We start from the raw sequence: 23668 nt of genomic DNA, 5'->3' as shown, positions 1-23668 counted from the left end.
TCCCATCCCGTCCTCACCGCGTCGTCACGACGGTTGACGGCGCGCTGTGCCACGATCGGCGCCTCGGCACGAGGGGCAGGGGAGGGGCGGATGAGCCCGGAGAAGATCGCGTTCCTGGCGGGCGGTGGTGAGCTGGGTGCGCTGATGCGCGGGTACGATTGGGCCGCCACGCCGCTCGGCACGCCCGAGGACTGGCCGCAGAGCCTGAAGACCGCGGTGCGGATCATGCTCACCTCGCGCCAGCCCATCTGGATCGGCTGGGGCGAGGACCTGCTCTACCTCTACAACGACCCGTACAAGTCGATCATCGGCGGCAAGCATCCCCGGGCGCTGGGTCGGCCGACCCGCGAGGTGTGGCAGGAAATCTGGCCGGAGATCGGCCCGATGCTGGCCACCGCGATGAAGGGCGACGAAGGCACCTACGTCGAGGAGCAGCTCCTGATCATGGAGCGCAACGGCTATCCCGAGGAGACCTACTACACCTTCTCCTACAGTCCGATCCCGAACGACGACGGCGGCGCCGGCGGCATCATCTGCGCGAACACAGACGACACCCGGCGGGTGATCGGCGAGCGCCAGATCACCCTGCTCAAGGAACTGGCGGCGCGGACCGCCAACGCACGCGACCAGAGCGAGGCCTGCGAGCGCTGCGCGCAGGCGCTGGCGACCAACCCGCGCGACCTCCCGTTCGCGCTGCTCTATCTGGCGGACGGCCAGGACGGTTACCGCCTGGTCGCCCGCAGCGGACTCGGGCGCGGGCATCCGGCCGCGCCGGAACTGCTCGCCGCCGGCGACGCGTCCTGGCCGGTGGCCCAGGCGCTCGAGGCGCATGCGCCGCAGCAGGTGGCGGACCTGCAGGCGCGCTTTTCCGGTGCGTTCGCGTCCGATCCGGGCCAGCCGCTGCCGTCGCGCGCGGTGGTGTTCCCGATCCTGGCCTCGGGCGAGGCCGGCCGCGCCGGCGCGCTGGTGGTGGGACTCAACCCCCACCGCCTGTTCGACGAGTCCTACCGTGGCTTCCTCTCGCTGGTGGCCGGGCAGATCTCCACCGCGCTGGCCAATGCCGAAGCCTACGAGGAGGAACGCCGCCGGGCCGAGGCGCTGGCCGCGCTGGACGCGGCCAAGACCCTGTTCTTCACCAACATCAGCCACGAGTTCCGCACGCCGCTGACGCTGATGCTGGGCCCGCTCGAGGACCTGCTGGCCGATACGGCGCGGCTGGACGGGCAGCATCGCGAACGGGTCGACCTCGCGCACCGCAACTCGTTGCGCCTGCTGCGCCTGGTCAACACGCTGCTGGACTTCTCGCGGGTGGAAGCCGGACGCATGAACGCCGTGTTCCGGCCGACCGACCTGGGCGCGTTGACCGCGGAACTGGCGTCGTCGTTCAAGGAAGCCACGCAGCGCGCCGGGTTGGCGCTGGACGTCGACGTGGCCGGCCTGCGCGAGCCGGTCCACGTGGACCGCAGCCAGTGGGAAAAGATCGTCCTCAACCTACTGTCCAACGCCTTCAAGTTCACCTTCGAGGGCGCCATCGGAGTGACCCTGGAAGCCGTCGATGGCAGGGCGCGGCTGACCGTCAGCGACACGGGCATCGGCATTCCCACCCAGGAGCAGCCGCGCCTGTTCGAGCGCTTCCACCGGGTGCAGGGCGCGCAGGGCCGTTCCCATGAGGGCAGCGGCATCGGCCTGGCGCTGGTGGCCGAACTGGTCGGGCAGCATGGCGGGCAGATCCGGGTGGAGAGCGAAGAGGGGCGTGGCTCGCGCTTCATCGTCGAACTGCCTCTGGGAACCGCCCACCTGCCCGCCACGGGCGTGCAGGAGGACGCAGACCCGGACGGGGAAGCGATCGCAGAGGAGGCAGTGGGCGGCGTACGTGCGCGCTCGTTCGTCGAGGAGGCGATGCGCTGGCTGCCGGAGGCGCAACCGCCGGGCACCGGTCCGGACATGCTGCCGGCCGGCGGCGGCAGGGCGGAAGGCGGGCGCATCCTGCTGGCCGACGACAACGCCGACCTGCGCATGTACATCGCGCGCGTGCTGGGCGAGCGCGGCTGCGAGGTGGAGGTGGTCGGCGACGGCGAAGCCGCGCTGGAGGCGATCCGCCGCGCCCGTCCAGACCTGGTGATCAGCGACGTGATGATGCCGCGGCTGGACGGCTTCGGCCTGCTGCGCGCGATCCGCGGCGACGGCGCGCTGCGCGACATTCCGGTGATCCTGCTCTCGGCGCGCTCGGGCGAGGAGGCCCAGGTGGAAGGCCTGGACGCCGGCGCCGACGACTACCTGATCAAGCCGTTCTCGGCGCGCGAACTGGTGGCCCGGGTGGAGTCGCACCTGGCCATGGCCCGGCTGCGGCGCGAGGCCACCGCGGCGCTGCGCGAGAGCGAAGACCGCTTCCGCAACATGGCCGACCATGCACCGGTGATGATGTGGGTCACCGATGCCGAAGGCTACTGCCACTACCTCAACCGCTCCTGGTACGAGTTCACGGGCCAGGAGCGGGAGGCGAGCCTGGGCTTCGGCTGGCTGGAGGCGGTGCATCCGCAGGACCGCGCCGAAGCGGGCCGGGTGTTCCGCGAGGCCAACGCTGCGCAGGAGGCGTTCCGCATCGACTACCGCCTGCGCCACCAGGATGGCGGCTACCGCTGGGTGATCGACGCGGCCGCGCCGCGCTTCGACCCGGCCGGCGGCTTCGCCGGCTATGTCGGCTCGGTCCTGGACATCGACGAGCGCAAGTGGCAGGAAGCCCTGCGCGGCGTGCAGAACCGCATGCTCGAACTGGCGATCCGCGAGGGCGCGTTCGCCGACATCCTGGCCACGATCGCGCGGCTGGTCGAGGAGCATCTCGCGCCCGGTGCCGCGGTGTCGATCATGCTCGCCGACACCCTGCGCGGGCAGCTGCGCGAAGGCGCGGCGCCAGGCTTGCCGGCCGCGTTCCGCGAGGCGATAGACGGCACGGCCATCGCCGATGGCGCCGGCTCCTGCGGCAGCGCGGCCTTCCGCAAGGCGCCGGTGCATGCCTGCGACATCGCCACCGATCCGTCCTGGACCGGCCTGCGCGCGCTCGCCGTCGAGCACGGCCTGGGTGCCTGTTGGTCGATCCCGGTGCTGTCCGGGCGCGACGAGGTGCTGGGCGTGGTCGCCGTCTACCATCCGCAGCCGTGCACGCCGAGCGCGCGCGACATCGAGCTGGTCGAACTGGTCGGCCAGACCCTGTTGCTGGTAATCGAGCGCCGGCAGGTCCAGGAGGCACTGAGCGACGAGACCCGCGTGCTGGAGACGCTGAACCGCACCGGTTCGGCGCTGGTCGCGGAGCTCGACCTGGAGCGCCTGGTCCAGCGGGTGACCGACGCGGGCGTGGAGCTGACCGGCGCGCGCTTCGGCGCGTTCTTCTACAACGTCACCGACTCGGCCGGCGAGAGCTATACGCTCTACACCCTTTCCGGGGTGGATCGCTCGGCGTTCGCGAACTTCCCGATGCCGCGCAACACCGGCGTGTTCGCCCCTACCTTCACCGGGCAGGGCACGCTGTGTTCGGACGACATCACCCTCGATCCCCGCTATGGGCGCAACGCGCCGTACCGCGGCATGCCGGAGGGCCACCTGCCGGTGCGGAGCTACCTCGCGGTGCCGGTGGTGTCGCGGTCCGGCCAGGTTCTCGGTGGACTGTTCTTCGGCCACGAGCTGCCCGGCCGCTTCGGCGACCGCCACTGCCGGCTGGTCGAAGGCATCGCGGCGCAGGCGGCGGTGGCGATCGACAACGCGCGGCTGTACCAGGACGCGCAGCGCGAGATCGAGCGCCGGCGCGCGGTGGAGGAGGCGCTGCAGCTGCTCAACGAGCACCTGGAAAGCCGCGTGGCCGAGGAGATCGGCGTGCGCCGCCAGGCCGAGGCGGCACTGCAGCAGGCGCAGAAGATGGAATCGATCGGCCAGCTGACCGGCGGCATCGCCCACGACTTCAACAACCTGCTGCAGGTGATCTCCGGCAACCTGCAGCTGCTTTCCAAGGACACCGCGGGCAACCCCCGCGCCGAGCAGCGCGTGCAGAACGCACTGGCCGGCGTGTCGCGCGGGTCGCGGCTGGCCGCGCAGCTGCTGGCGTTCGGCCGGCGCCAGCCGCTGGAGCCGAAGGTGATCAACGTCGGCCGCTTCGTGCGTGGCCTGGACGACATGCTGCGCCGGGCGCTGGGCGAGGAGATCGAGATCGAGACCACCATCTCCGGCGGCCTGTGGAACACGCTGGCCGATCCGGGCCAGGTGGAGAACGCGCTGCTGAACCTGGCGATCAACGCCCGCGACGCGATGGGCGGCCGCGGCAGGCTGACCATCGAGGTGGGCAACGCCTTCCTCGACGACAACTACGTCAGGCTGCACGCCGACGTGCGCGCGGGCCAGTACGTGATGCTGGCGGTCACCGACACCGGCTGCGGGATCCCGCAGCACATCCTCGACAAGGTGTTCGAGCCGTTCTTCACCACCAAGCCGGAGGGCAAGGGCACCGGCCTGGGCCTGTCGATGGTGTACGGCTTCGCGCGGCAGTCCGACGGCCACGTGAAGATCTATTCGGAAGTGGGGCAGGGCACGACCATCAAGCTGTACCTGCCGCGCGCCAACGAGAACGAGGACCTGCTGGTCCCGATGGACCAGCAGCCGGCGGTGGGCGGCAGCGAGACCATACTGGTGGTCGAGGATGACGAGGAGGTGCGGGCGACCGCGGTGGAGATGCTCTCCGACCTGGGCTACCGCGTACTGCGCGCCGGCGATGCGGCCAGCGGCCTGGCCATCGTCGAGAGCGGCCTGCCGATCGACCTGCTGTTCACCGACGTGGTCATGCCGGGCACGATGCGCAGCCCGGAGCTGGCGCGCAAGGCGCGGGAGCGCATCCCCGGCATCGCCGTGCTGTTCACCTCCGGCTACACCGAGAACGCGATCGTGCACGGCGGGCGCCTGGACGAGGGTGTCAGCCTGCTGCCCAAGCCGTACACGCGCGAAAGCCTGGCGCGCAAGATCCGCCATGTGCTCGCCAACCGGCAGCAGGCCGCGGCCGCCACGGCGGCGTCCGCGCGCGCGCCGGCGGCAGGGGCGCCGGCAGGGGCGCCGGCCAGTCCGGCCGCGGCCGCCGTACCTGCGGGCGCCGACCGGCGCACCGTCCTGCTGGTGGAGGACGATGCGCTGATCCGCATGTGCTCGGCGGAGATCCTGCAGCTGCTGGGCCACGAGGTGCTCGAGGCGGGCGATGCCCTCGAGGCGGCGGCGATCCTGGATCGCCACCGCGTCGACCTGCTGTTGACCGACGTGGAGCTGCCGGGCGCATCGGGTATCGAACTGGCCCGCCAGGTGCGTGCCGCGTACCCCGGGCTGGGCCTGGTCTTCGCCACCGGCGACGAGGGTAGGCTGGACCGCGACCAATTCCCGGGCGCGGTGGTGCTGCGCAAGCCCTACGACCGCGCCGCGCTGGTAACCTGCCTGGCTGCGGTCCGGCAGCGGACCGACGGACAGGACTGAGGAGCAACGGAATCATGCAAGCGCGGGTTTTCGGCCGTACCGGCCGCAGGGTTGGCGAGATCGGCTTCGGTGCCTGGGCGATCGGGGCGGCCTGGGGCGAGGTGGACGACACCGAGTCCGTTGCCGCCCTGCATGCGGCTTTGGATGCGGGCCTGGATTTCATCGACACGGCCGACGTCTACGGCGACGGCCACTCCGAGCGTCTGATCGCGCGCGTGCTGAAGGAGCGCGGTGGCCAACGGCCGTTCGTGGCGACCAAGGCCGGGCGCCGCCTGCCGCAGCAGACGGTCGAGGGCTACAGCGCGGACAATCTCGAAGGCTGGATCGATCGCAGCCTGCGCAACCTTGAGACGGACTGCCTGGACCTGGTCCAGCTGCACTGCCCGCCGACCGACGCCTACTACCACCCGGAACTGTTCGAGCGGATGGAGCGGCTGGTCGAGCGCGGCAAGCTGCGCAACTACGGCGTCAGCGTCGAACGCGTCGAGGAAGCGCTGAAGGCGATCGAATACCCGGGCGTGGCCAGCGTGCAGATCATCTACAACATGTTCCGGCTGCGGCCGGCCGAGTTGTTCTTCCGCGAGGCCAAGCGCCGCGAGGTGGCGGTGATCGCGCGGGTGCCGCTGGCCAGCGGCCTGCTCAGCGGCAAGTTTGGCCGCGACACGAAGTTCGCGGCCGACGACCATCGCCAGTTCAACCGCCACGGCGAGGCCTTCGACGTGGGCGAGACCTTCTCCGGGGTGCCGTACGAGGTGGGCCTGGCCGCGGTGGAGAAGCTGCGGCCGCTGGTGCCGGAGGGGGCGACGCTGGCGCAGCTGGCGCTGCGCTGGATCCTGATGGACGAGGCGGTGACGGTGGTCATCCCGGGCGCGCGCAACGTGGCCCAAGCGCTAGGCAACATCGCCGCGGCGGCGCTGCCGGCGCTGCCGCAGGCGACCATGGACGCGGTGGCCCGGGTCTACGAGGCCGACATCCGGCCGCACGTGCACCAGCGCTGGTGAGCGACGGACGCCGCGACCGCATGAGCGACATTGCTTCCAACGACGACAGCGGCCTGGGCCCGCCGGACGTGGCGGCCGATGAACGCTGGATGCGCCATGCCTTCGCCCTGGCCGACCACGCCGAGCAGGCGTTCGACGAGATCCCGGTCGGCGCGGTGCTGGTCGGTGCCGACGGGCGACTGCTGGGCGAGGGCTGGAACCGCAACATCGCCGACCACGATCCCAGCGCACACGCCGAGATCATGGCCATGCGCGAGGCCGGACGGACGCTGGGCAACCATCGCCTGGTCGGCAGCACGCTGTACGTCACCCTGGAGCCCTGCGCGATGTGCGCCATGGCGCTGGTCCATGCGCGGGTGGCGCGGCTGGTTTACGGCGCCGCCGATCCCAAGACCGGGGCCTGCGGCAGCGTGTTCGACTTGCTGGCCGACCCGCGGCACAACCACCGCGTGGAAGTGCGCGGCGGTGTGCTGGGCGAGGAGGCCGGACGCCGGCTGAGCAACTACTTCCGCGCCAAGCGCGGCAAGCCGCCGCTGTAGGGCGCGGCTGCGCCTGCTGGCTGCTCTATCGGCCGCTGGCAGGGGAGCAAAGCACGAAATGCTGCATCCGTCCGAGATTCCGTCGTCCCGGCGCACCAGGACCCAGCGATTTGGCTTTTCGCCTGAAGCTCTGCCCGGTGCCCGAAAGGCACTGGGTCCCGGGAGACCAGACATTCGTCTGTGAAAAGCGCGCCGGGACGAGAGGGTAGTCAGACTCGGCTAGCCCGCATGGCCGGGGCAAGGCGACGGGTCAGCTGCCGCCGGTCCTGCGCTGCAACGGACGGTGATCCATCTCCTCGTTGATCGCCGTGACCGCCAAGGTCGATTCGCGCGCCAGCAGGATGCTGGCTGCGAACATGGCCAGCACGCCGATCGCGGCCAGCCAGATCGGCAGAGAGCCGAGCCTGTGCCCGGTGAAGGTGTCGACGGCCACCGCCAGGCTGGTGCCGACGAAGCAGCTGATCGCGACGTACAGCAGCTGGCCGGCGCGCAGGATGGTCAGGCTGCGCAGGCGCTGCAGGGCGACGCGGCGCTCGTACAGCGCCCGCTCGACATCGTCCTCGATCCCGCCCAGTTCGCGCAGCAGGGTGCGGGCGCGGTCGATGATGCGGGCCAGGCGGTTGTTGGCCGACAGCAGCAGCGAGGCGGTGGCGGTCAGGAAGAAGGCCGGCGCCAGCATCGCGGCGAGCACGGCGTGGGTGTTCGAGGAGTCCATGGGGCGGCCGATGCGGGGGGCTGCGTTATCATGCCAGCCCGCGCGCGGCTGGCAAGCGCGCACGAGCCGACGAGCGAGGACGCATGGCCATTGCAGCAGGACAGGACCGCCTGGTCTGGATCGACCTGGAGATGACCGGGCTGGATACCGGCAACGACTCGATCCTGGAAATCGCCACGGTGGTGACCGACTCGCAGCTGCAGGTGTTGGCCGAGGGCCCGGAACTGGCGATCGCCCATCCGCTGTCGGCGCTGGAGGCTATGGACGAGTGGAACCGCAACCAGCACCGCAAGTCCGGGCTGTGGCAGCGGGTGGTCGACAGCGACGTGACCCTGGCCCAGGCCGAGGCGCGCACGGTCGCGTTCCTCAGCCAGTGGGTGCCGGCCAAGGCCTCGCCGATGTGCGGCAACTCGATCTGCCAGGACCGCCGCTTCCTGCACCGGCTGATGCCGCGGCTGGAGCAGTACTTCCACTACCGCAATCTGGACGTGAGCACGCTCAAGGAACTGGCGCGGCGCTGGGCGCCGGACGTGCTGGCGGGCGTGCGCAAGCAGTCGGCGCACACCGCGCTGAGCGACGTGCACGACTCTATCGAGGAGCTGCGGCACTACCGCCGGCACCTGGCGAAGCTGGCGGCGGAGTAGGGCGCGCTATCAGCTGAGGCAGCGCAGGCGCGTTGCCGCGTTCCGGTGGCGGTGCTGTCGGGCCAGCCTATTTGCCGCACTCGAAATAACAAGAAGCACCGTCGTCCCCGCGTAGGCGGGGACCCAGCGACTCTCGCTCTCGACCGCTCGCCGCTAGAAGCCTGAAGTCACTGGGCCCCCACCTGCGCGGGGACGACGGGTCTGTGGATGGCGCGTTGAAGCCCGGAACGGCGTTCCGTCGTCAGGCGGCCTTGATCTTCGCCAGCCGCAGCCAGGTATCGACCACCGTGTCCGGGTTGAGCGACACCGACTCGATGCCCTCGGCCATCAGCCATTCGGCCAGGTCGGGGTGGTCGGACGGCCCCTGGCCGCAGATGCCCACGTACTTGCCCTTGGCGCGCGCGGCCTTGATCGCCATCGACAGCAGCTTCTTGACCGCCGGGTTCCGCTCGTCGAACAGGTGGGCCACGATCGAGGAGTCGCGGTCCAGGCCCAGGGTCAGCTGGGTCAGGTCGTTGGAGCCGATCGAGAAGCCGTCGAATATCTCCAGGAACTCGTCGGCCAGCAGCGCGTTGGACGGCACTTCGCACATCATGATGATCTTCAGCCCGCGCTCGCCCTGGCGCAGGCCGTTGGCGGCCAGCACTTCGACGACCTTGCGACCTTCCTCCAGGGTGCGCACGAACGGGATCATCACCCACAGGTTGTCCAGGCCCATGTCGTTGCGGACCTTGAGCACGGCCTTGCATTCCAGGGCGAAGGCGTCGGCGAAGGACGGATCGACGTAACGGCTGGCGCCGCGGAAGCCGATCATCGGGTTCTCTTCCTCCGGCTCGTAGCGGTGGCCGCCGATCAGGTTGGCGTATTCGTTGGACTTGAAGTCCGACAGGCGCACGATCACCGGGTGGGGCGCGACCGAGGCGGTGAGGGTGGCGATGCCCTCGGCCAGCCGGTCGACGTAGAAGCCGACCGGATCGGAGTAGCCGGCGACCTTGGCATCGATCTTCTTCTTCGTCTCCGCGTCCTGGCGGTCGTACTCCAGCAGCGCCTTGGGATGCACGCCGATGTGGCTGGCGATGATCATCTCCAGGCGCGCCAGACCGATGCCGGCATTGGGCAGCTGGCCGAAGTCGAACGCGCGCTCGGGGTTGGCCACGTTCATCATGATCTTCAGCGGCGCCGGCGGCATGTTGTCCAGGTCGGTGGTGGTGCGCTCGAAGGGCAGGGTACCGTCGTAGATGAAGCCGGTATCGCCCTCGGCACAGCTGACCGTCACTTCCTGGCCGTCGGCGATCTTCTCCAGCGCGTTGCCGGTGCCGACCACTGCCGGCACTCCCAATTCGCGGGCGATGATCGCCGCGTGGCAGGTGCGACCGCCGCGGTTGGTGACGATCGCCGCCGCGCGCTTCATCACCGGCTCCCAGTCCGGATCGGTCATGTCGGCGACCAGCACGTCGCCGGGCTGCACCCGGCTCATGTCGTCCAGCGAGCGGACCACGCGGGCCACGCCGCTGCCGATCTTCTGGCCGATGGCGCGGCCTTCGGCGACGACCTCGCCGCGCTGGCCCAGCGTGTAGCGCTCGATCTGGGTGGCCTTGGCCCGCGACTTCACCGTCTCCGGGCGCGCCTGGACGATGAACAGCTTGCCGCTGACACCGTCCTTGGCCCACTCGATGTCCATCGGCCGACCGTAGTGCTGCTCGATCACCAGCGCCTGCTTGGACAGTTCCTGCACGTCGGCGTCGGAAAGGGAGAACTTCGAACGCAACTCGGCCGGCGTGTCCTCGGTGCGCACGCGCTCGCCGGGCTGGTCCGAATAGACCATGCGGATCGCCTTGCTGCCCAGCGCGCGGCGCAGGATCGCCGGCTTGCCCTGGCGCAGGGTGGGCTTGTAGACGTAGAACTCGTCCGGGTTCACCGCGCCCTGCACGACCATCTCGCCCAGGCCGTAGCTGGCGGTCACGAACACCACGTCGCGGAAGCCGGACTCGGTGTCCAGGGTGAACAGCACGCCGGCTGCGCCCACGTCCGAGCGCACCATCAGCTGCACGCCGGCCGACAGGAACACGTCCTCGTGCTTGAAGCCGTGGTGCACGCGGTAGGCGATGGCGCGGTCGTTGTAGAGCGAGGCGAACACTTCCTTGACCTTGTGCACGACATCGTCGGCGCCGGTCACGTTGAGGAAGGTCTCCTGCTGGCCGGCGAAGGAGGCGTCGGGCAGGTCCTCGGCGGTGGCCGAGGAGCGCACCGCCACCGCGACATCACCGCCGCCGTTCTCCGCCGAAAGCTTCACGTAGGCCTCGCGGATGTCGCGGTCCAGGTCCGGCTGCAACGGCGCGTCGATCACCCAGCCGCGGATCTCGCCGCCGGCCGCGGTCAGCGCCGGCACGTCCTCCACGTCCAGCGTGGCCAGGCGGTCGTAGATGCGCTGGTGCAGGTCGTTGTGGGCGATGAAGGCCTTGAAGGCTTCGGCGGTGGTGGCGAAGCCGCCGGGGACGGAGACACCGAGGCCGGCGAGGTTGCCGATCATCTCGCCGAGCGAGGAATTCTTGCCGCCAACGCGGGCCAGGTCGGCCAGGCGAAGTTCGTGCAACCACAGGATGTTCTGGTTCAAGTGCGATGCTCCGTGGAGCCGTCGCCCGGCCGGGCGATGGCCGCCGTCCCGAGATATGTGGAACCGTTATGATGCGCCCCAGCATCGGGGCATATCAATCTTGAAAACGCGGCCGTTTTGGTGTTCGAGGGGGAAAACGCTTCCATGACCAGCATCCGCCCGGTCTTCTACATCTCCGATGGTACCGGTATCACTGCCGAGACCATCGGCCACAGCCTGCTCACCCAGTTCAGCGGTTTCCAGTTCCTGACCGACCGCCTGGCCTTCGTCGACGATGCCGAAAAGGCGCGCGAGGCGCGCGACCGCATCCGCGCCTCGGGCGAGCAGCACGGCGTGCGCCCGATCGTGGTCAATTCCTGCGTGGACGTGCAGCTGAGCATGATTCTGGCCGAGAGCGGCGCGCTGATGCTGGACGTGTTCGCGCCGTTCATCGAACCGCTGGAGCGCGAACTGGAGCAGCCGCGGCAGGCGCGGGTGGGCCAGGCGCACGGCATGGTCGACTTCGAGACCTACCACCGCCGCATCAACGCGATGAACTATTCGTTGACCCACGACGACGGCATGGCCTTCGACTACGAGGAAGCGGACGTGATCCTGGTCGGCGTGTCGCGTGCGGGCAAGACCCCGACCTGCGTCTACCTGGCGCTGCACTACGGGGTGAAGGCGGCCAACTATCCGTTGACCGACGGCGACCTGGAAAGCGAACGCCTGCCGCCGCGGCTGAAGGCGTGGCGACGCAAGCTGTTCGGCCTGACCATCGACCCGGAGCGGCTGCAGCAGATCCGCCAGGAACGCCGGCCGGATTCGCGCTACGCGCGACTGGAGACCTGCCGGCGCGAGGTGCAGGCGGCCGAGGCGATGTTCCGCATGGAGCGCATCCCGATGCTGAGCACCACGCATACCTCGATCGAGGAGATCTCGGGCAAGGTGCTGTCGACGTTGGGGCTGCAGCGGGAGATGTTCTGAACCGCGCGCCGCGCGCCGGCGCCCGCGCTCAGGCAAGGCAGGTCCCCAAGGTAGGCCTGGCGGGCGCCGCGGTCAATGCTGCCGCGATCGCTGCCCAGCGTGTAGCATCGGTCGCATGCAGCAGGTCACCCCCATTGGCACGCGCATTCCCCGGCTCAGCCGTTTCGGCTGGCTGATGGGCCTGTACGCGGAGAACCACGCGCGCCTGCAGCGCCTGTTCGTGCCGGCCAGGCTGGGCGAGGGCAGCCACGTGTCCAGCGTCGGTGACGGCCTGGACCTGCGCCTGGACGTGCTCGAGCGCCATCCGTACACGCTGGAGCTGCGCCTGACCTACGACCTGCGCGATCCGCTTACCGGCGAACCGGATCCGTCGGCCTACCTGCGGCTGTACACCGACGCGCGCCAGGTGGAGACCACACACTGCTACGTCGGCCGCCGCTGGCAGGACGTCATGGGCTTGTACCCGCCGCCGGCCGAACTGGTCGGCCACCGCCTGCGCATGAACACCTTCCTCGGCAAGTGGCTCGAGTACCTGGCCGAGCGCGGCCACGGGGTGGCCACGCTGCGGCCGGCCGCCAGACGCGTGGACGTGCCGGCGCTGCCGGTGCGCGAGCCGGCGCGGCAGTAGCCACGCCACCCGGACCGCGATGTCCTCCATCCCGTTGTCGGTCCTGGACCTGGCCCCGGTCTGCGAGGGCAGCGACGTCGCCACCGCGCTGGGCAACAGCCTGGATCTGGCCCGCCACGCCGAAGCGCTGGGCTACCGCCGCTTCTGGCTGGCCGAGCACCACAACATGCCGGGGATCGCCTCGGCCGCCACCGCGGTGCTGATCGCGCACGTCGCCGCCGGTACCCGCACGATCCGGGTCGGTGCCGGCGGGATCATGCTGCCGAACCATTCGCCACTGCAGGTGGCCGAGCAGTTCGGCACGCTGGCCGCGCTGCACCCGGGACGGATCGACCTGGGCGTGGGCCGGGCGCCGGGTACCGACCAGGCCACCGCGCGGGCGCTGCGTCGCTATTTCGAGGGCGCCGACCGCTTTCCGCAGGACGTGGAGGAGCTGCTTGGCCATTTCGAGCCGGCGCAGCCGGGACAGGCGGTCCGCGCCGTGCCCGGCGCCGGGCTGGACGTGCCGGTGTGGATCCTGGGCTCGAGCCTGTTCGGCGCGCAGCTGGCCGCCGCGCTGGGCCTGCCGTTCGCCTTCGCCTCGCACTTCGCACCGGACGCGATGGACCAGGCGTTGCTGCTGTACCACCGCGACTTCCGGCCGTCGGCGCGGCTGCGCCAGCCGTACGCGATGCTGGCAGTGAACGTGGTCGCGGCGGCGGAGGACGGCGCGGCGCGGCGGCTGTTCACCACGTCCCAGCAGGCGTTCGTGAACCTGCGCCGTGGCCGTCCCGGGCTGGTCCCGGCGCCGATCGACGACATCGAGGCCTACTGGACTCCCGAGGAGAAGGCCGGAGTGGAGCGGGCGCTGGCCTGCAGCGTGGTCGGCGGCCCGGACACGGTGGCGCGCGGGCTGGCCGCCTTCGCCGCCCGGCACCGGCCGGACGAACTGATGGTGGTGGCCAACGTCCACGACCACCGGGCCAGGCTGGAGTCGTACCGGATCACGGCACAGGCCTGGGGGGCGGCCGCGCCTGCCTGAACCGGCCGGCTGAATACGGTGGCCCGCCGGGCTCGCTATTCAGCAAAAATCCGGGTATCGTGCGCCCACTGTGTTTGCATGGGTCACCGTGAATCGTGGCCTGGTGCAGTCGATCTGACGATCGCGCTACATCGTTCCGCTTTGCTAAACGCCTGCAACCCAGTACCGCCCGGAACGCCGGTGCCGGTTATTTCCATTACTCAGTTGAGGAGTTAGCAATCATGTCCGATCGTCAGACCGGTACCGTCAAGTGGTTCAACGACGCCAAGGGCTTCGGCTTCATCACCCCGGAGAGCGGCGCCGACCTGTTCGTGCACTTCCGCTCGATCCAGGGCAATGGCTTCAAGTCGCTGCAGGAAGGCCAGAAGGTCTCCTTCATCGTCGTGCAGGGCCAGAAGGGCCTGCAGGCCGACCAGGTGCAGGCGCTGTAATCGCGCCGGCCCGCCGCAAGGCAGGTCACCACGAAACGCCGGGGGCGCGAGCCTCCGGCGTTTTTCGTTGTGGCGGTGGCGAAATGCGAGGATGGGTTCCCGCCCCACGGCGCCGGAGCCGGCCATGATCACCGTCCACCACCTGGAGAACTCGCGCTCGCAGCGCGTGCTGTGGCTGCTGGAGGAACTGGCGCTGCCGTACCAGCTGGTGCGCTATTCGCGCGACCCGAAGACCCTGCTGGCGCCGCCGGCGCTGCGCGCGGTGCATCCGCTGGGCAAGTCGCCGGTGCTGGTCGACGACGGCCACACCCTGGCCGAGTCGGGCGCCATCCTCGACTATCTGGTCGAGCGCTACGACCTCGCGCACACCCTGTCGCCGACGCCGCTGCCGGTGGATTCGCCCGAGCGGCTGCAGTACCGCTACTGGATGCACTACGCCGAGGGCTCGGCGATGCCGCCGCTGCTGCTGAGCCTGGTGCTGGCGCGGATCGGCGCCGCGCCGATGCCGTTCTTCGCCCGGCCTGTGGCCCGCCGCATCGTCGAGGGGGCGATGGCCGGCTTCGTCGGCCCGCAGCTCAGGTTGCACCTGGACTGGATGGAGGGCGCGCTGGCCCGCAGCGGCGGCTGGTTCGGCGGCGAGCGCTTCACCGCGGCCGACATCCAGATGAGCTTCCCGGTCGAGGCGGCGGCGGTGCGTGGCGGCCTGGAGCGGTACCCGCAGCTGGCCGACTTCCTGCAGCGGATCCACGAGCGGCCGGCCTACCAGCGGGCGCTGGCGCAGGGCGGGCCGTTCGCGCTGGCGGGTGGGTGAGGGCGCTTCTGTAGGAGCCGGGTTCAGCCGGCGACACGGGCGTCGGGAGAACGAGGGCGTCGCCTGTGCCAACGTGGCGTGTCGCCGGCTGAACCCGGCTCCTACAAAAAGGCGGGATGCGCCCCCATCTGGTTCCCATGCACATCGAATTCGACAACGCCTTCCTGCACGAACTGCCAGGCGACCCGGAATCCGGGCCGCGCGTGCGCGAAGTGCGGGAGGCGGCCTGGTCGCGGGTCGATCCGACCCCGGTGGCCGATCCGCGCCTGCTGGCGTGGTCGTCCGAGGCGGCAGCGCTGGTAGGGCTTGGGGCGGCCGACACGACCGATCCGGATTTCGCCCGCGTGTTCGGCGGCAATGCGCTGCTGCCGGGCATGCAGCCGTGGGCGGCCAACTACGGCGGCCACCAGTTCGGCAGCTGGGCCGGGCAACTGGGCGACGGGCGCGCGATCTCGCTGGGCGAGGCGCTGGGGACGGACGGCGGGCGCTGGGAACTGCAGCTGAAGGGCGCCGGGAAGACGCCGTACTCGCGCTTTGCCGACGGCCGCGCGGTACTGCGCTCCTCGGTCCGCGAGTTCCTGTGCAGCGAAGCGATGCACCACCTGGGCATCCCCACTACCCGCGCGCTCTCGCTGGTCGGCACCGGCGAGGCGGTGGTGCGCGACATGTTCTACGACGGCCATCCGCGGCCGGAGCCGGGCGCGGTGGTGTGCCGGATGGCGCCGACCTTCCTGCGCTTCGGCAGCTGGCAGTTGCCGGCCTCGCGCGGCGACACCGCGCTGCTGCGCCGGCTCGCCGACTACACCCTGCGCCACCACTTCCCGGACCTGGCCGGGCAGGGCGCGGCGGGCGACGCCGAATGGTTCGCGCAGGTGTGCGAGCGTACGGCATGGATGGTCGCCGGCTGGATGCGGGTGGGCTTCGTCCACGGGGTGATGAACACCGACAACATGTCGATCCTCGGCCTGACCATCGACTACGGGCCCTACGGCTGGATCGAGGACTACGACCCGGACTGGACGCCGAACACCACCGACGCGCAGGGCCGCCGCTATCGCTTCGGCACCCAGCCGCAGGTGGCCTACTGGAACCTGACCCGGCTGGCGCAGGCGCTGGCGCCGCTGTTCGCCGACGTCGCGCCGCTGGAGGCGGGCCTGGCACGCTTCGGCGCGGCCTGGGCGCAGGCCGAGCGCGACCTGGTCGCGCGCAAGCTGGGCCTGGCCGATTGCGGCGAGGACGACCTGCGCCTGTTCACCGCGCTGCAGGATCTGCTGCAGGCCGGGCAGGTCGACATGACCCTGTTCTTCCGCGGGCTGACCGGGCTGGATCCTGCGGTGCCGGCGCTGGACGCGTTTGCCCATGCGTTCTACGACGCGCAGGCCCGGGCGTCGGTCGAAGCGCCGCTGCGCGAGTGGCTGGCGCGCTACGCCGCGCGGCTGGCCGACGACCCACTGGATGCGGTGCAGCGGCGCGAAAAGATGCGCCTGGCCAACCCGCGCTACGTGCTGCGCAACTGGCTGGCGCAGGAGGCCATCGACCAGGCCGAGCAGGGCGATGCCACCGGCATCGCGACCCTGCTGGATGTGATGCGGCGGCCGTACGAGGACCAGCCCGGCCGCGCGCACTACGCCGGCAAGCGGCCGGAATGGGCGCGGCATCGCGCAGGCTGTTCGATGCTGTCGTGCAGTTCCTGAGTTCGCAGCCGTCGTCCCGGCGCGCTTCACAGACGAATGCCTGGTCTCCCGGGACCCAGGGACTTTTGGCTTTGCCGCAGAAGAGTTGGCGGGCGCAGAAGCTAAAGACACTGGGTCCCGGCGTTCGCCTGGATGACGGTACCCATGCGGCGCATGGCAATCCGGCCTAGCATCCGCATTCCCGTCATCACTGACCGACCCCGCATGCCACCCGATTCCCCGACCGAGTCCGCCTGGGCGTCCCTCATTCGCGATGTGCCGGATTTCCCGTCACCCGGCATCGTGTTCAAGGACATCGCGCCGCTGCTGGCCGACGCCGATGCCTTCGCGGCCATGCTCGCCGCGCTCGCCGGCCCGTGGCGCGGGGCCGGCATCGACGCGGTGGCGGGCATCGAGTCGCGCGGTTTCATTCTCGGTGCAGCGCTGGCGCGGGAACTGGATGCCGGCTTCGTGCCGCTGCGCAAGCCGGGCAAGCTGCCGGGTGCGGTGCTGGAAGAGGCCTACGCGCTGGAATACGGCAACGACCGCCTGCAGCTCCAGGCCGAGGCGATGCCGCCCGGTGCGCGCGTGCTGCTGGTCGACGACGTGCTCGCCACCGGCGGCACCCTCGCCGCGGGCGCACGCCTGTTGCAGCGGCAGGGCGCGCAGGTGGTCGGTGCCGCGGTGCTGATCGAACTGGCGGTGCTGCAGGGACGGATGCGCTGGCCCTGCGCGGCCCCGTTGCGCTCGTTGCGGGTGGTCTGACTCCACTGCGCATGCGACTGCGGGCGGCATCTGCGGCGGAACCACCGGAGTGTCGCCTGTGCCGACGGCGTCGGGTCGCGGTCATGCCCGCTCCTACACACAAGGGCGACGTCGCGACGGCTCTCCTGTAGGAGCGGACTTCAGTCCGCGACACGAACGTCGGGATTACGAGGCCGTTGCCTGTGCCAACGGCATCGGGTCGCGGCCATGCCCGCTCCTACACAAGGGTGACGGCGCGACGGCTCTCCTGTAGGAGCGGACTTCAGTCCGCGACACGAGCGTCGGGACTGCGAGGGCGTCACCTGTGCCGACAAGTCGGTCGCCAGGCAATCGCTTCGAACCGCGGGTGCCTCCTGCAATGCGCTCAGAGCGGACGCACGCGGAAGCGGCGGCCCTTGATCTTGCCGGCTTCCAGCCGCTTCAGCGCCCGCGGTGCCTCTTCGCGGGCGATGGCCACGTACGAGCGGGTGGCATGGATCGCGATCCTGCCGATCGCGCTGGCCGGCAACCCGGCCTCGCCGGTCAGCGCACCGAGGATGTCGCCCGGACGCAGCTTGTCGGTCTTGCCGCCGTCGATGCGCAGGGTGGTCATCGGCGCCTGCGCCGGCTGCGCGGGCCGGCCGGTGGCCAGCGGCGAGGACTCGCGCCGCGGCGGTGCGTCCTGGGCGGCGGCGACCATCTCCGCGCGCGCGTTCTCGCGCGGCGCCACCAGGCTCAGCGCCAGGCCGCGGCGGCCGGCGCGGCCAGTGCGGCCGATGCGGTGGCGGTAGGCGTCCACGTCGGTCGGCAGTTCGTAGTTGAGCACCGCGGCCAGGTCTTCCACGTCGATGCCGCGCGCGGCCACGTCGCTGGCGACCAGGACATTGCAGCTGCGGTTGGCCAGCTGCAGCAGCACCTCGTCGCGGTCGCGCTGTTCCATGTCGCCGTGCAGCGCCAGCGCCGAGAAGCCGAACTGGCGCAGCGAGCCGGCCACTTCGTCCACCTCCTTGCGGGTGTTGCAGAACACCAGCGCCGACTCCGGGCGGTAGCGCAGCAGCAGGCCGGCTACCGCCTTCTGCCGGTGCGCCGGATCGACGTCGAAGAAGCGCTGTTCGATCGCCGGCGCGCCTTCGGTGCCCTCGTGCGCCACTTCCACTGGTTCGCGCAGCAGTTGCCGGGCCAGTTCGCGGATCTCTTCCGGGAACGTGGCCGAGAACAGCAGGGTCTGCCGGTGCTTGTCGCAGCGCCCGGCGATCTCGCGCACCGGCTCCTCGAAGCCCATGTCGAGCATGCGGTCGGCCTCGTCCAGCACCAGCGTGCGCACGCCGCCCAGGTGCAGCACGCGCTTGCGGGCCAGTTCCTGCACCCGGCCGGGGGTGCCGACCACCACCTGCGGATCGTGGGCCTGCAGCGAGGTGATCTGCGGCTCCAGCGCGGTGCCGCCGGTGAGGATGCTCAGCTTGAGGTTGGGGATGCCGGTGGCCAGCTTGCGCAGCTGCTTGCCGACCTGGTCGGCCAGTTCGCGGGTCGGGCACAGCACCAGCGCCTGTGCGCGGGTTACCGCCGGGTCCAGCCGCTGCAGCAGGCCCAAGCCGAAGGCGGCGGTCTTGCCGCTGCCGGTCGGCGCCTGCGCGATCAGGTCGCGGCCTTCGAGGATCGGCGGCAGCGACGCGGCCTGGATCGGGGTGGCGGTGGTGTAGCCGAGCGCATCCAGGCCGGGACGGAGGGCAGGGGACAGCGGCAGCGAGGCGAAGTCGGTCATGCGCCATTTTCGCAGGTCGCGGCGGCGAACGGGCGAACGGTGCCGCACGCGCCGCCGGTACAATGCACACATGCCCCTGATTACCCTGCAGAACGTCGACTACAGCGTCGGCGGCCCGTTGTTGCTGGACCATGCCGACCTGTCGATCGAACCGGGCGAGCGCATCGCCCTGATCGGCCGCAACGGCGCCGGCAAGTCGACCTTGCTCAAGCTCATCGCCGGCGACCTGGCGCCCGACGACGGCCAGGTCCGGGTCCAAGCCGGGGTGCGCATCGCCCGGCTGGAGCAGGAAGTGCCCGGCGGTACCGGCGGCAGCGTGTTCGACGTGGTCGCCGCCGGCCTGGGCGAACTTGGTGCCTGGCTGGCCGACTTCCACCACCTCAGCCACGCACCCGAGTACGACGCGGCCGCGGTGTCGCGGGTGCAGGCGAAGATCGACGCGGCCGACGGCTGGGCCCTGGACCGGCGCGTGGGCGAGGTGCTCGACCGGCTGGAGCTGGACGGCGAGGCGGTGTTCGGGCTCCTGTCCGGCGGCATGAAGCGGCGCGTGCTGCTGGCGCGCGCACTGGTGTCGGCCCCGGACCTGCTGCTGCTGGACGAGCCGACCAATCACCTGGACATCGAGGCGATCGACTGGCTGGAGTCGTTCCTGAAGGAATGGAGCGGCAGCGTGGTGTTCGTCACCCACGACCGCCGTTTCCTGCGTGCGCTGGCCACCCGCATTGTCGAGATCGACCGCGGCCGGATCAGCAGCTGGCCGGGCGACTGGGACAACTACCTGCGCCGGCGCGAGGAGCGCCTGCACGCCGAGGCGCAGGAGAACGCGCGCTTCGACAAGCTGCTGGTGCAGGAGGAAGCCTGGATCCGGCAGGGCATCAAGGCCCGCCGCACCCGCGACGAAGGCCGGGTGCGCCGGCTCAAGGCCATGCGCACGGAGCGCGCGCAGCGGCGCGAGCTGGCCGGCAACGTGCGCATGGAGGCGGCGCAGGGCGAGTCCTCGGGCAAGAAGGTGATCGAGGCGAAGGACGTGTCGTTCGCCTACGGCGATCGCGTGCTGGTCCGCGACTTCTCCACCACCGTGCTGCGCGGCGACCGGATCGGCCTGATCGGCCCCAACGGCAGCGGCAAGACCACGCTGCTCAAGCTGCTTCTGGGCGAACTGCCGCCGCGGCAGGGCGAAATCAGGCTCGGGACCAACCTGCAGGTGGCCTACTTCGACCAGTACCGCGCCGCGCTGCGCGAGGACTGGAATGCGATGGAGAACGTCGCCGGCGGCCAGGACTTCGTCGAGCTCAACGGCAGCCGCAAGCACGTGCTGGCCTACCTGCAGGACTTCCTGTTCACCCCGGAGCGGGCGCGGGCGCCGATCACCCGCCTGTCCGGCGGCGAGCGCAACCGGCTGTTGCTGGCGCGGCTGTTCGCCCAGCCATCCAACCTGCTGGTGATGGACGAGCCGACCAACGACCTGGACGTGGAGACGCTGGAGCTGCTGGAGGAACTGCTGGCCGACTATGCCGGCACCCTGCTGCTGGTCAGCCACGACCGCGACTTCCTCGACAACGTGGTGGCCTCGACCCTGGCCATGGAGGGCGGGGGCCGCGTCGGTGACTACGTGGGCGGCTACACCGACTGGCTGCGGCAGCGGCCGGCGCCGGCGGATGCAGTCGCACCGAAGTCCGTCGCCAAGGACGTGGCGCCTGCGGAAACGCCTGTTGCTGCGTCAATGCCGACCGCATCCGGGGCCAAGCGCAAGCTCAGCTACAAGGATGCGCGCGAGCTCGAGCAGCTGCCGGCGCGGATCGAGGCGCTGGAAGGCGAACTGGCGGCCCTGGCGGCGGCGATGTCCGATGCCGCGTTCTACCAGCAGGATGCCGGCGCGGTGGCCGCGCATACGCAGCGCATGGCCGCCGCGCAGGCCGAGCTGGATGCGGCCTATGCGCGCTGGGCGGAACTGGACGGCTGAACCGCCGTCGTCCCGGCGGACGCCGGGACCCAGTGACTCTCGCTCTTTCGGCGACCGTTGCCGGCCAAAGGCAAGGACGCTGGTCCCGGCGTTCGCCGGGGCGAGGGGCTTTCACCCGTGATGGCCTTGGACTTGCCCGGCGCTCCCGCCTTCCACCGCCAGGAATGCCCAGAACGGTACTCCCGCACCGGCCCACCACTGCGACGCCTCCTGCAGGATGCCGACCAGGGTCTCCAGGTCGTGCGGCCGCGTCGTCTGCAGTTGCCCGGCCGCCTCGAACAGCAGCGCGTACCCCGGCGCCGGCAGCCATTCCAGGTCGCGCAGCGCGTCCATCAGCGCGTCCCAGTTGCGCCCCCAGCCCGAGGGCAGGTCCAGCACCGTGCCGAGCCGCAGCAGCAGCGCCTGCTTGTCGCGGCATCCATCCAGGTCGATCCGGCGCACCAGCAGTCCCGCATCGCGCGCGGCGGCGGCCAGCGCGGGCAGGTCGGCCGCGTCGACCTCGTGGACGCCGGCCTGCGAGGCGTCGTCCAGGCCGATGTCGAATCCGGACTGGCTCATTGCCGGTGCTCCGTCGCGGGCGGCTGGAAGGCGCGGAAGCTGCCGTAGTGGTCGGCAGTGTAGTACCAGTCGCGCGGCGGGTCGCCACCGGTGACGATCCGCCGCGCGCCGCGATGCGACAGGCCCGGCGTGGGCACGGTGTATTCGCGGTAGTAGCCGTGCGTCCGCGCCGGCAGGCGGCGTTCGCGGTTGCCGAACACGCTGCCGTCCTGGCGGTGGGGATGCGGTGCGCCGAACTGGATCCGCCGGATCACCGGGGCGGCTTCCACCGGCAGGAACGCGGGCAGCTCGGCTTCGGCGGAGGCGGTGACGACGCCCGCCTGGATCGCGGGCGCGGGCTGCAGCCGTCCCGTGCCGGACCAGAGCAGCCAGGCCGTCGCGGCCAGGATGGCGGCGGCGGACAACGGCAGGAGGGAGCGGGGAAGGCGCATGCGCGGAACGTCGAACGGACGCGTCGCAGTATGCGCGAGCGTGCCGGCCGCTGCTTGAACGCAGCCGTGGCCGTTGCGGTCCGCTTCACGCGACGGAAACCGCGGCCGGGGCATGCTGCGCTTCCTGCGTCGCCCACGCCGGAATGCAGCATTCCCCAGCCGGCTCGACTGGCATCTTGGTTGCGTGCGCCGGCATCCCTACACTGTTGCCCGCCGCGCCCGGGACCGCCGGGCACGAAATCCAAGGAGACCACCGTGGCCTATACCCTCCCCGAGTTGCCGTATGCCTACGATGCGCTGGAGCCGCACATCGATACGGAGACGATGAAGATCCACCACACCAAGCACCACCAGACCTACATCAACAACGTCAACGCCGCGCTGGAAGGCACCGAGTACGCCGACCTGCCGGTCGAGGAACTGGTGGCCAAGCTGAAGACGCTGCCGGAGAACCTGCAGGGCCCGGTGCGCAACAACGGCGGCGGCCATGCCAACCACAGCCTGTTCTGGACCGTCCTGTCGCCCAAGGGTGGCGGCGAGCCGAAGGGCGACGTGGCCAAGGCGATCGACAAGGACCTGGGCGGTTTCGAGAAGTTCAAGGAGGCCTTCACCAAGGCCGCGCTGACCCGTTTCGGCAGCGGCTGGGCCTGGCTGAGCGTGACCCCGGACAGGAAGGTGGTGGTCGAGAGCAGCGCCAACCAGGACAGCCCGCTGAGCGACGGCAACACGCCGATCCTGGGCCTGGACGTGTGGGAGCACGCCTACTACCTGAAGTACCAGAACCGCCGCCCGGACTACATCGGCGCGTTCTACAACGTGGTCGACTGGGACGAGGTCGAGCGCCGCTACCAGGAGGCGGTGAAGTAAGGCCCAGCGCCACTGCGGGATGCGCAAACGCCCTGGTCATGGCCAGGGCGTTTCGCTTGTGGACGACGCGCGTTTTCGCCTGCGCCGTCGCTTTCTGTAGGAGCCGGGCTTGCCCGCGACCCGATGCCATGCCGGTAGGTGCGAAAAAAGGTTCCTGGCCCGTTTGGGGATGGCCGCGACGGCCAAAGCAACCGCAACCGCAAGAGCGCCGGGCTTGGGCGGCTTCGGGCTGAGCCGCGGCAGGCCGGGTGCGTTGCGGTCGTCTCGGCGGCACATCCGTGTGCCGACTCGCCGACGCGGCCATCCATGGCCGCTGCCGCAACACACCCGCACCGCCACGTCTTCGGGGACGTCGGGGTTGTGGCTCCGTTCCGGCGTCCAGAAGCAACGGCCGTCGTTGCGCTGTTCTGTAGGAGCCGGACTTACCCGCGACCCGACGCCGCCGGCCTAGGCGACACCCTCGTGATCCCGACGCCCGTATCGCCGACTGAAGTTGGCTCCTACAGGAGAGCGGCCGCGCCGTGGCTGTTGTAGGAGCCGGGTTCAGCCGGCGACACGACGCCCTCGGCACGGGCAACGCCCTCATGGTTCCGACGCCCGTGTCGCCAGCAAGCTGAGCTCCTACATAAGGCAATGCCGTCGCAGACCTTGTCCCCCTCCATTTCGCCGCAGGCCAAGGGCGCTAGATCAGGCAGAGTCGGTCTGGATACTGAGATGGTGACGTCTGTGGCGACTAGCGTTGTACAGCGGTTGGGTGCGTACGGGGACATGCGCACGGCGTGACCGCTACAAATGCCATTC

At 70.4% G+C, this 23668-nt stretch carries 18 protein-coding genes; 13 read left to right on the top strand and 5 right to left on the bottom strand.

Annotation, left to right across the window (positions count from 1 at the left end; translation table 11 throughout):
* Positions 1–90: 90 nt before the first annotated feature.
* The 3 genes from WQ53_RS17165 to tadA are packed head-to-tail and all read left to right on the top strand — an operon-like array spanning position 91 to position 7039.
* A complete protein-coding gene (locus tag WQ53_RS17165) occupies positions 91–5499 on the top strand; it encodes a response regulator (RefSeq protein WP_052629458.1) in 5409 nt (1802 codons plus the stop codon).
* Positions 5500–5513: 14 nt separating this feature from the next.
* The gene (locus WQ53_RS00165; RefSeq protein ID WP_052629456.1) at positions 5514–6500 is read left to right on the top strand and encodes an aldo/keto reductase; all 987 of its coding nucleotides are present in this window, start codon (positions 5514–5516) and stop codon (positions 6498–6500) included.
* A 20-nt stretch (positions 6501–6520) separates the two neighbouring features.
* A complete protein-coding gene (gene tadA, locus WQ53_RS00160; RefSeq protein WP_052633781.1) occupies positions 6521–7039 on the top strand; it encodes a tRNA adenosine(34) deaminase TadA in 519 nt (172 codons plus the stop codon).
* Between the two features lie 250 nt (positions 7040–7289).
* Here tadA and WQ53_RS00155 read toward each other — a convergent pair whose 3' ends face one another.
* Entirely contained in the window at positions 7290–7754 is a 465-nt protein-coding gene (locus WQ53_RS00155; RefSeq protein ID WP_052629454.1) for a DUF2721 domain-containing protein, read from the bottom strand.
* Positions 7755–7837: 83 nt separating this feature from the next.
* On the opposite strand from WQ53_RS00155, the gene orn reads away from it, so the two are divergent.
* Positions 7838–8398, top strand: coding sequence for an oligoribonuclease (gene orn / locus WQ53_RS00150; protein WP_052629452.1), 561 nt, complete (start codon positions 7838–7840; stop codon positions 8396–8398).
* A gap of 241 nt (positions 8399–8639) precedes the next feature.
* Here the strand turns inward: orn and ppsA are convergent, their stop codons facing one another.
* Positions 8640–11012: a phosphoenolpyruvate synthase gene (gene ppsA / locus WQ53_RS00145; RefSeq protein ID WP_052629450.1), complete on the bottom strand. Its 2373-nt coding sequence runs from the start codon at positions 11010–11012 to the stop codon at positions 8640–8642.
* Positions 11013–11156: 144 nt separating this feature from the next.
* Here ppsA and ppsR point away from each other — a divergent pair, with 144 nt between their 5' ends.
* From ppsR to WQ53_RS00110, 7 genes are all read left to right on the top strand, one after another.
* The gene (gene ppsR / locus WQ53_RS00140) at positions 11157–11978 is read left to right on the top strand and encodes a posphoenolpyruvate synthetase regulatory kinase/phosphorylase PpsR (protein ID WP_052629448.1); all 822 of its coding nucleotides are present in this window, start codon (positions 11157–11159) and stop codon (positions 11976–11978) included.
* A gap of 115 nt (positions 11979–12093) precedes the next feature.
* Entirely contained in the window at positions 12094–12606 is a 513-nt protein-coding gene (locus WQ53_RS00135; protein ID WP_052629447.1) for a DUF1249 domain-containing protein, read from the top strand.
* Between the two features lie 19 nt (positions 12607–12625).
* A complete protein-coding gene (locus WQ53_RS00130) occupies positions 12626–13627 on the top strand; it encodes an LLM class flavin-dependent oxidoreductase (protein ID WP_052629445.1) in 1002 nt (333 codons plus the stop codon).
* Positions 13628–13848: 221 nt separating this feature from the next.
* Positions 13849–14058, top strand: a complete 210-nt coding sequence (locus WQ53_RS00125; RefSeq protein ID WP_052629443.1) for a cold-shock protein — start codon at positions 13849–13851, stop codon at positions 14056–14058.
* 124 nt (positions 14059–14182) lie between these two features.
* Complete coding sequence (locus WQ53_RS00120) at positions 14183–14869, top strand: glutathione S-transferase family protein (RefSeq protein WP_052629441.1); 687 nt, start codon at positions 14183–14185, stop codon at positions 14867–14869.
* Positions 14870–15006: 137 nt separating this feature from the next.
* Complete coding sequence (locus WQ53_RS00115) at positions 15007–16563, top strand: protein adenylyltransferase SelO (RefSeq protein WP_082112772.1); 1557 nt, start codon at positions 15007–15009, stop codon at positions 16561–16563.
* A 204-nt stretch (positions 16564–16767) separates the two neighbouring features.
* Positions 16768–17307 carry an adenine phosphoribosyltransferase gene (locus tag WQ53_RS00110; RefSeq protein ID WP_052629437.1) on the top strand — a complete coding sequence of 180 codons (540 nt, stop codon included), beginning with the start codon at positions 16768–16770 and terminating at the stop codon, positions 17305–17307.
* Positions 17308–17671: 364 nt separating this feature from the next.
* Here the strand turns inward: WQ53_RS00110 and dbpA are convergent, their stop codons facing one another.
* Positions 17672–19048, bottom strand: coding sequence for an ATP-dependent RNA helicase DbpA (gene dbpA, locus WQ53_RS00105; protein ID WP_052629435.1), 1377 nt, complete (start codon positions 19046–19048; stop codon positions 17672–17674).
* Between the two features lie 70 nt (positions 19049–19118).
* Here dbpA and WQ53_RS00100 point away from each other — a divergent pair, with 70 nt between their 5' ends.
* Positions 19119–21011 carry an ATP-binding cassette domain-containing protein gene (locus WQ53_RS00100; RefSeq protein ID WP_052629433.1) on the top strand — a complete coding sequence of 631 codons (1893 nt, stop codon included), beginning with the start codon at positions 19119–19121 and terminating at the stop codon, positions 21009–21011.
* A gap of 111 nt (positions 21012–21122) precedes the next feature.
* Here the strand turns inward: WQ53_RS00100 and WQ53_RS00095 are convergent, their stop codons facing one another.
* Positions 21123–21569, bottom strand: a complete 447-nt coding sequence (locus WQ53_RS00095; protein WP_052629431.1) for a barstar family protein — start codon at positions 21567–21569, stop codon at positions 21123–21125.
* Positions 21566–22000 (bottom strand): ribonuclease domain-containing protein, encoded by a 435-nt coding sequence (locus tag WQ53_RS00090; RefSeq protein ID WP_052629429.1) that lies wholly within the window; start codon positions 21998–22000, stop codon positions 21566–21568. Before WQ53_RS00090 ends, WQ53_RS00095 begins: the two co-directional genes overlap by 4 nt.
* 255 nt (positions 22001–22255) lie before the next feature.
* On the opposite strand from WQ53_RS00090, the gene WQ53_RS00085 reads away from it, so the two are divergent.
* Positions 22256–22867, top strand: a complete 612-nt coding sequence (locus WQ53_RS00085; protein WP_052629427.1) for a superoxide dismutase — start codon at positions 22256–22258, stop codon at positions 22865–22867.
* Positions 22868–23668 lie beyond the last annotated feature (801 nt).

Origin of the sequence: Pseudoxanthomonas suwonensis (assembly GCF_000972865.1) — a bacterium.
Taxonomy (GTDB): domain Bacteria; phylum Pseudomonadota; class Gammaproteobacteria; order Xanthomonadales; family Xanthomonadaceae; genus Pseudoxanthomonas; species Pseudoxanthomonas suwonensis_B.
Note: the sequence above shows the minus strand (reverse complement) of the source record. Positions and strands in the feature narration are given on the sequence as shown.

What these genes read in the sequence shown, in the direction of transcription:
- WQ53_RS00120 (WP_052629441.1), top strand. Translation starts at nt 14,183, where the DNA reads ATGATCACCGTCCACCACCTGGAGAACTCGCGCTCGCAGCGCGTGCTG.
- WQ53_RS17165 (WP_052629458.1), top strand. Translation starts at nt 91, where the DNA reads ATGAGCCCGGAGAAGATCGCGTTCCTGGCGGGCGGTGGTGAGCTGGGT.
- WQ53_RS00165 (WP_052629456.1), top strand. Translation starts at nt 5,514, where the DNA reads ATGCAAGCGCGGGTTTTCGGCCGTACCGGCCGCAGGGTTGGCGAGATC.
- WQ53_RS00130 (WP_052629445.1), top strand. Translation starts at nt 12,626, where the DNA reads ATGTCCTCCATCCCGTTGTCGGTCCTGGACCTGGCCCCGGTCTGCGAG.
- WQ53_RS00110 (WP_052629437.1), top strand. Translation starts at nt 16,768, where the DNA reads ATGCCACCCGATTCCCCGACCGAGTCCGCCTGGGCGTCCCTCATTCGC.
- WQ53_RS00115 (WP_082112772.1), top strand. Translation starts at nt 15,007, where the DNA reads ATGCACATCGAATTCGACAACGCCTTCCTGCACGAACTGCCAGGCGAC.
- ppsR (WP_052629448.1), top strand. Translation starts at nt 11,157, where the DNA reads ATGACCAGCATCCGCCCGGTCTTCTACATCTCCGATGGTACCGGTATC.
- orn (WP_052629452.1), top strand. Translation starts at nt 7,838, where the DNA reads ATGGCCATTGCAGCAGGACAGGACCGCCTGGTCTGGATCGACCTGGAG.
- WQ53_RS00100 (WP_052629433.1), top strand. Translation starts at nt 19,119, where the DNA reads ATGCCCCTGATTACCCTGCAGAACGTCGACTACAGCGTCGGCGGCCCG.
- tadA (WP_052633781.1), top strand. Translation starts at nt 6,521, where the DNA reads ATGAGCGACATTGCTTCCAACGACGACAGCGGCCTGGGCCCGCCGGAC.
- WQ53_RS00135 (WP_052629447.1), top strand. Translation starts at nt 12,094, where the DNA reads ATGCAGCAGGTCACCCCCATTGGCACGCGCATTCCCCGGCTCAGCCGT.
- WQ53_RS00090 (WP_052629429.1), bottom strand. Translation starts at nt 22,000, where the DNA reads ATGCGCCTTCCCCGCTCCCTCCTGCCGTTGTCCGCCGCCGCCATCCTG.
- WQ53_RS00155 (WP_052629454.1), bottom strand. Translation starts at nt 7,754, where the DNA reads ATGGACTCCTCGAACACCCACGCCGTGCTCGCCGCGATGCTGGCGCCG.
- WQ53_RS00125 (WP_052629443.1), top strand. Translation starts at nt 13,849, where the DNA reads ATGTCCGATCGTCAGACCGGTACCGTCAAGTGGTTCAACGACGCCAAG.
- dbpA (WP_052629435.1), bottom strand. Translation starts at nt 19,048, where the DNA reads ATGACCGACTTCGCCTCGCTGCCGCTGTCCCCTGCCCTCCGTCCCGGC.
- WQ53_RS00095 (WP_052629431.1), bottom strand. Translation starts at nt 21,569, where the DNA reads ATGAGCCAGTCCGGATTCGACATCGGCCTGGACGACGCCTCGCAGGCC.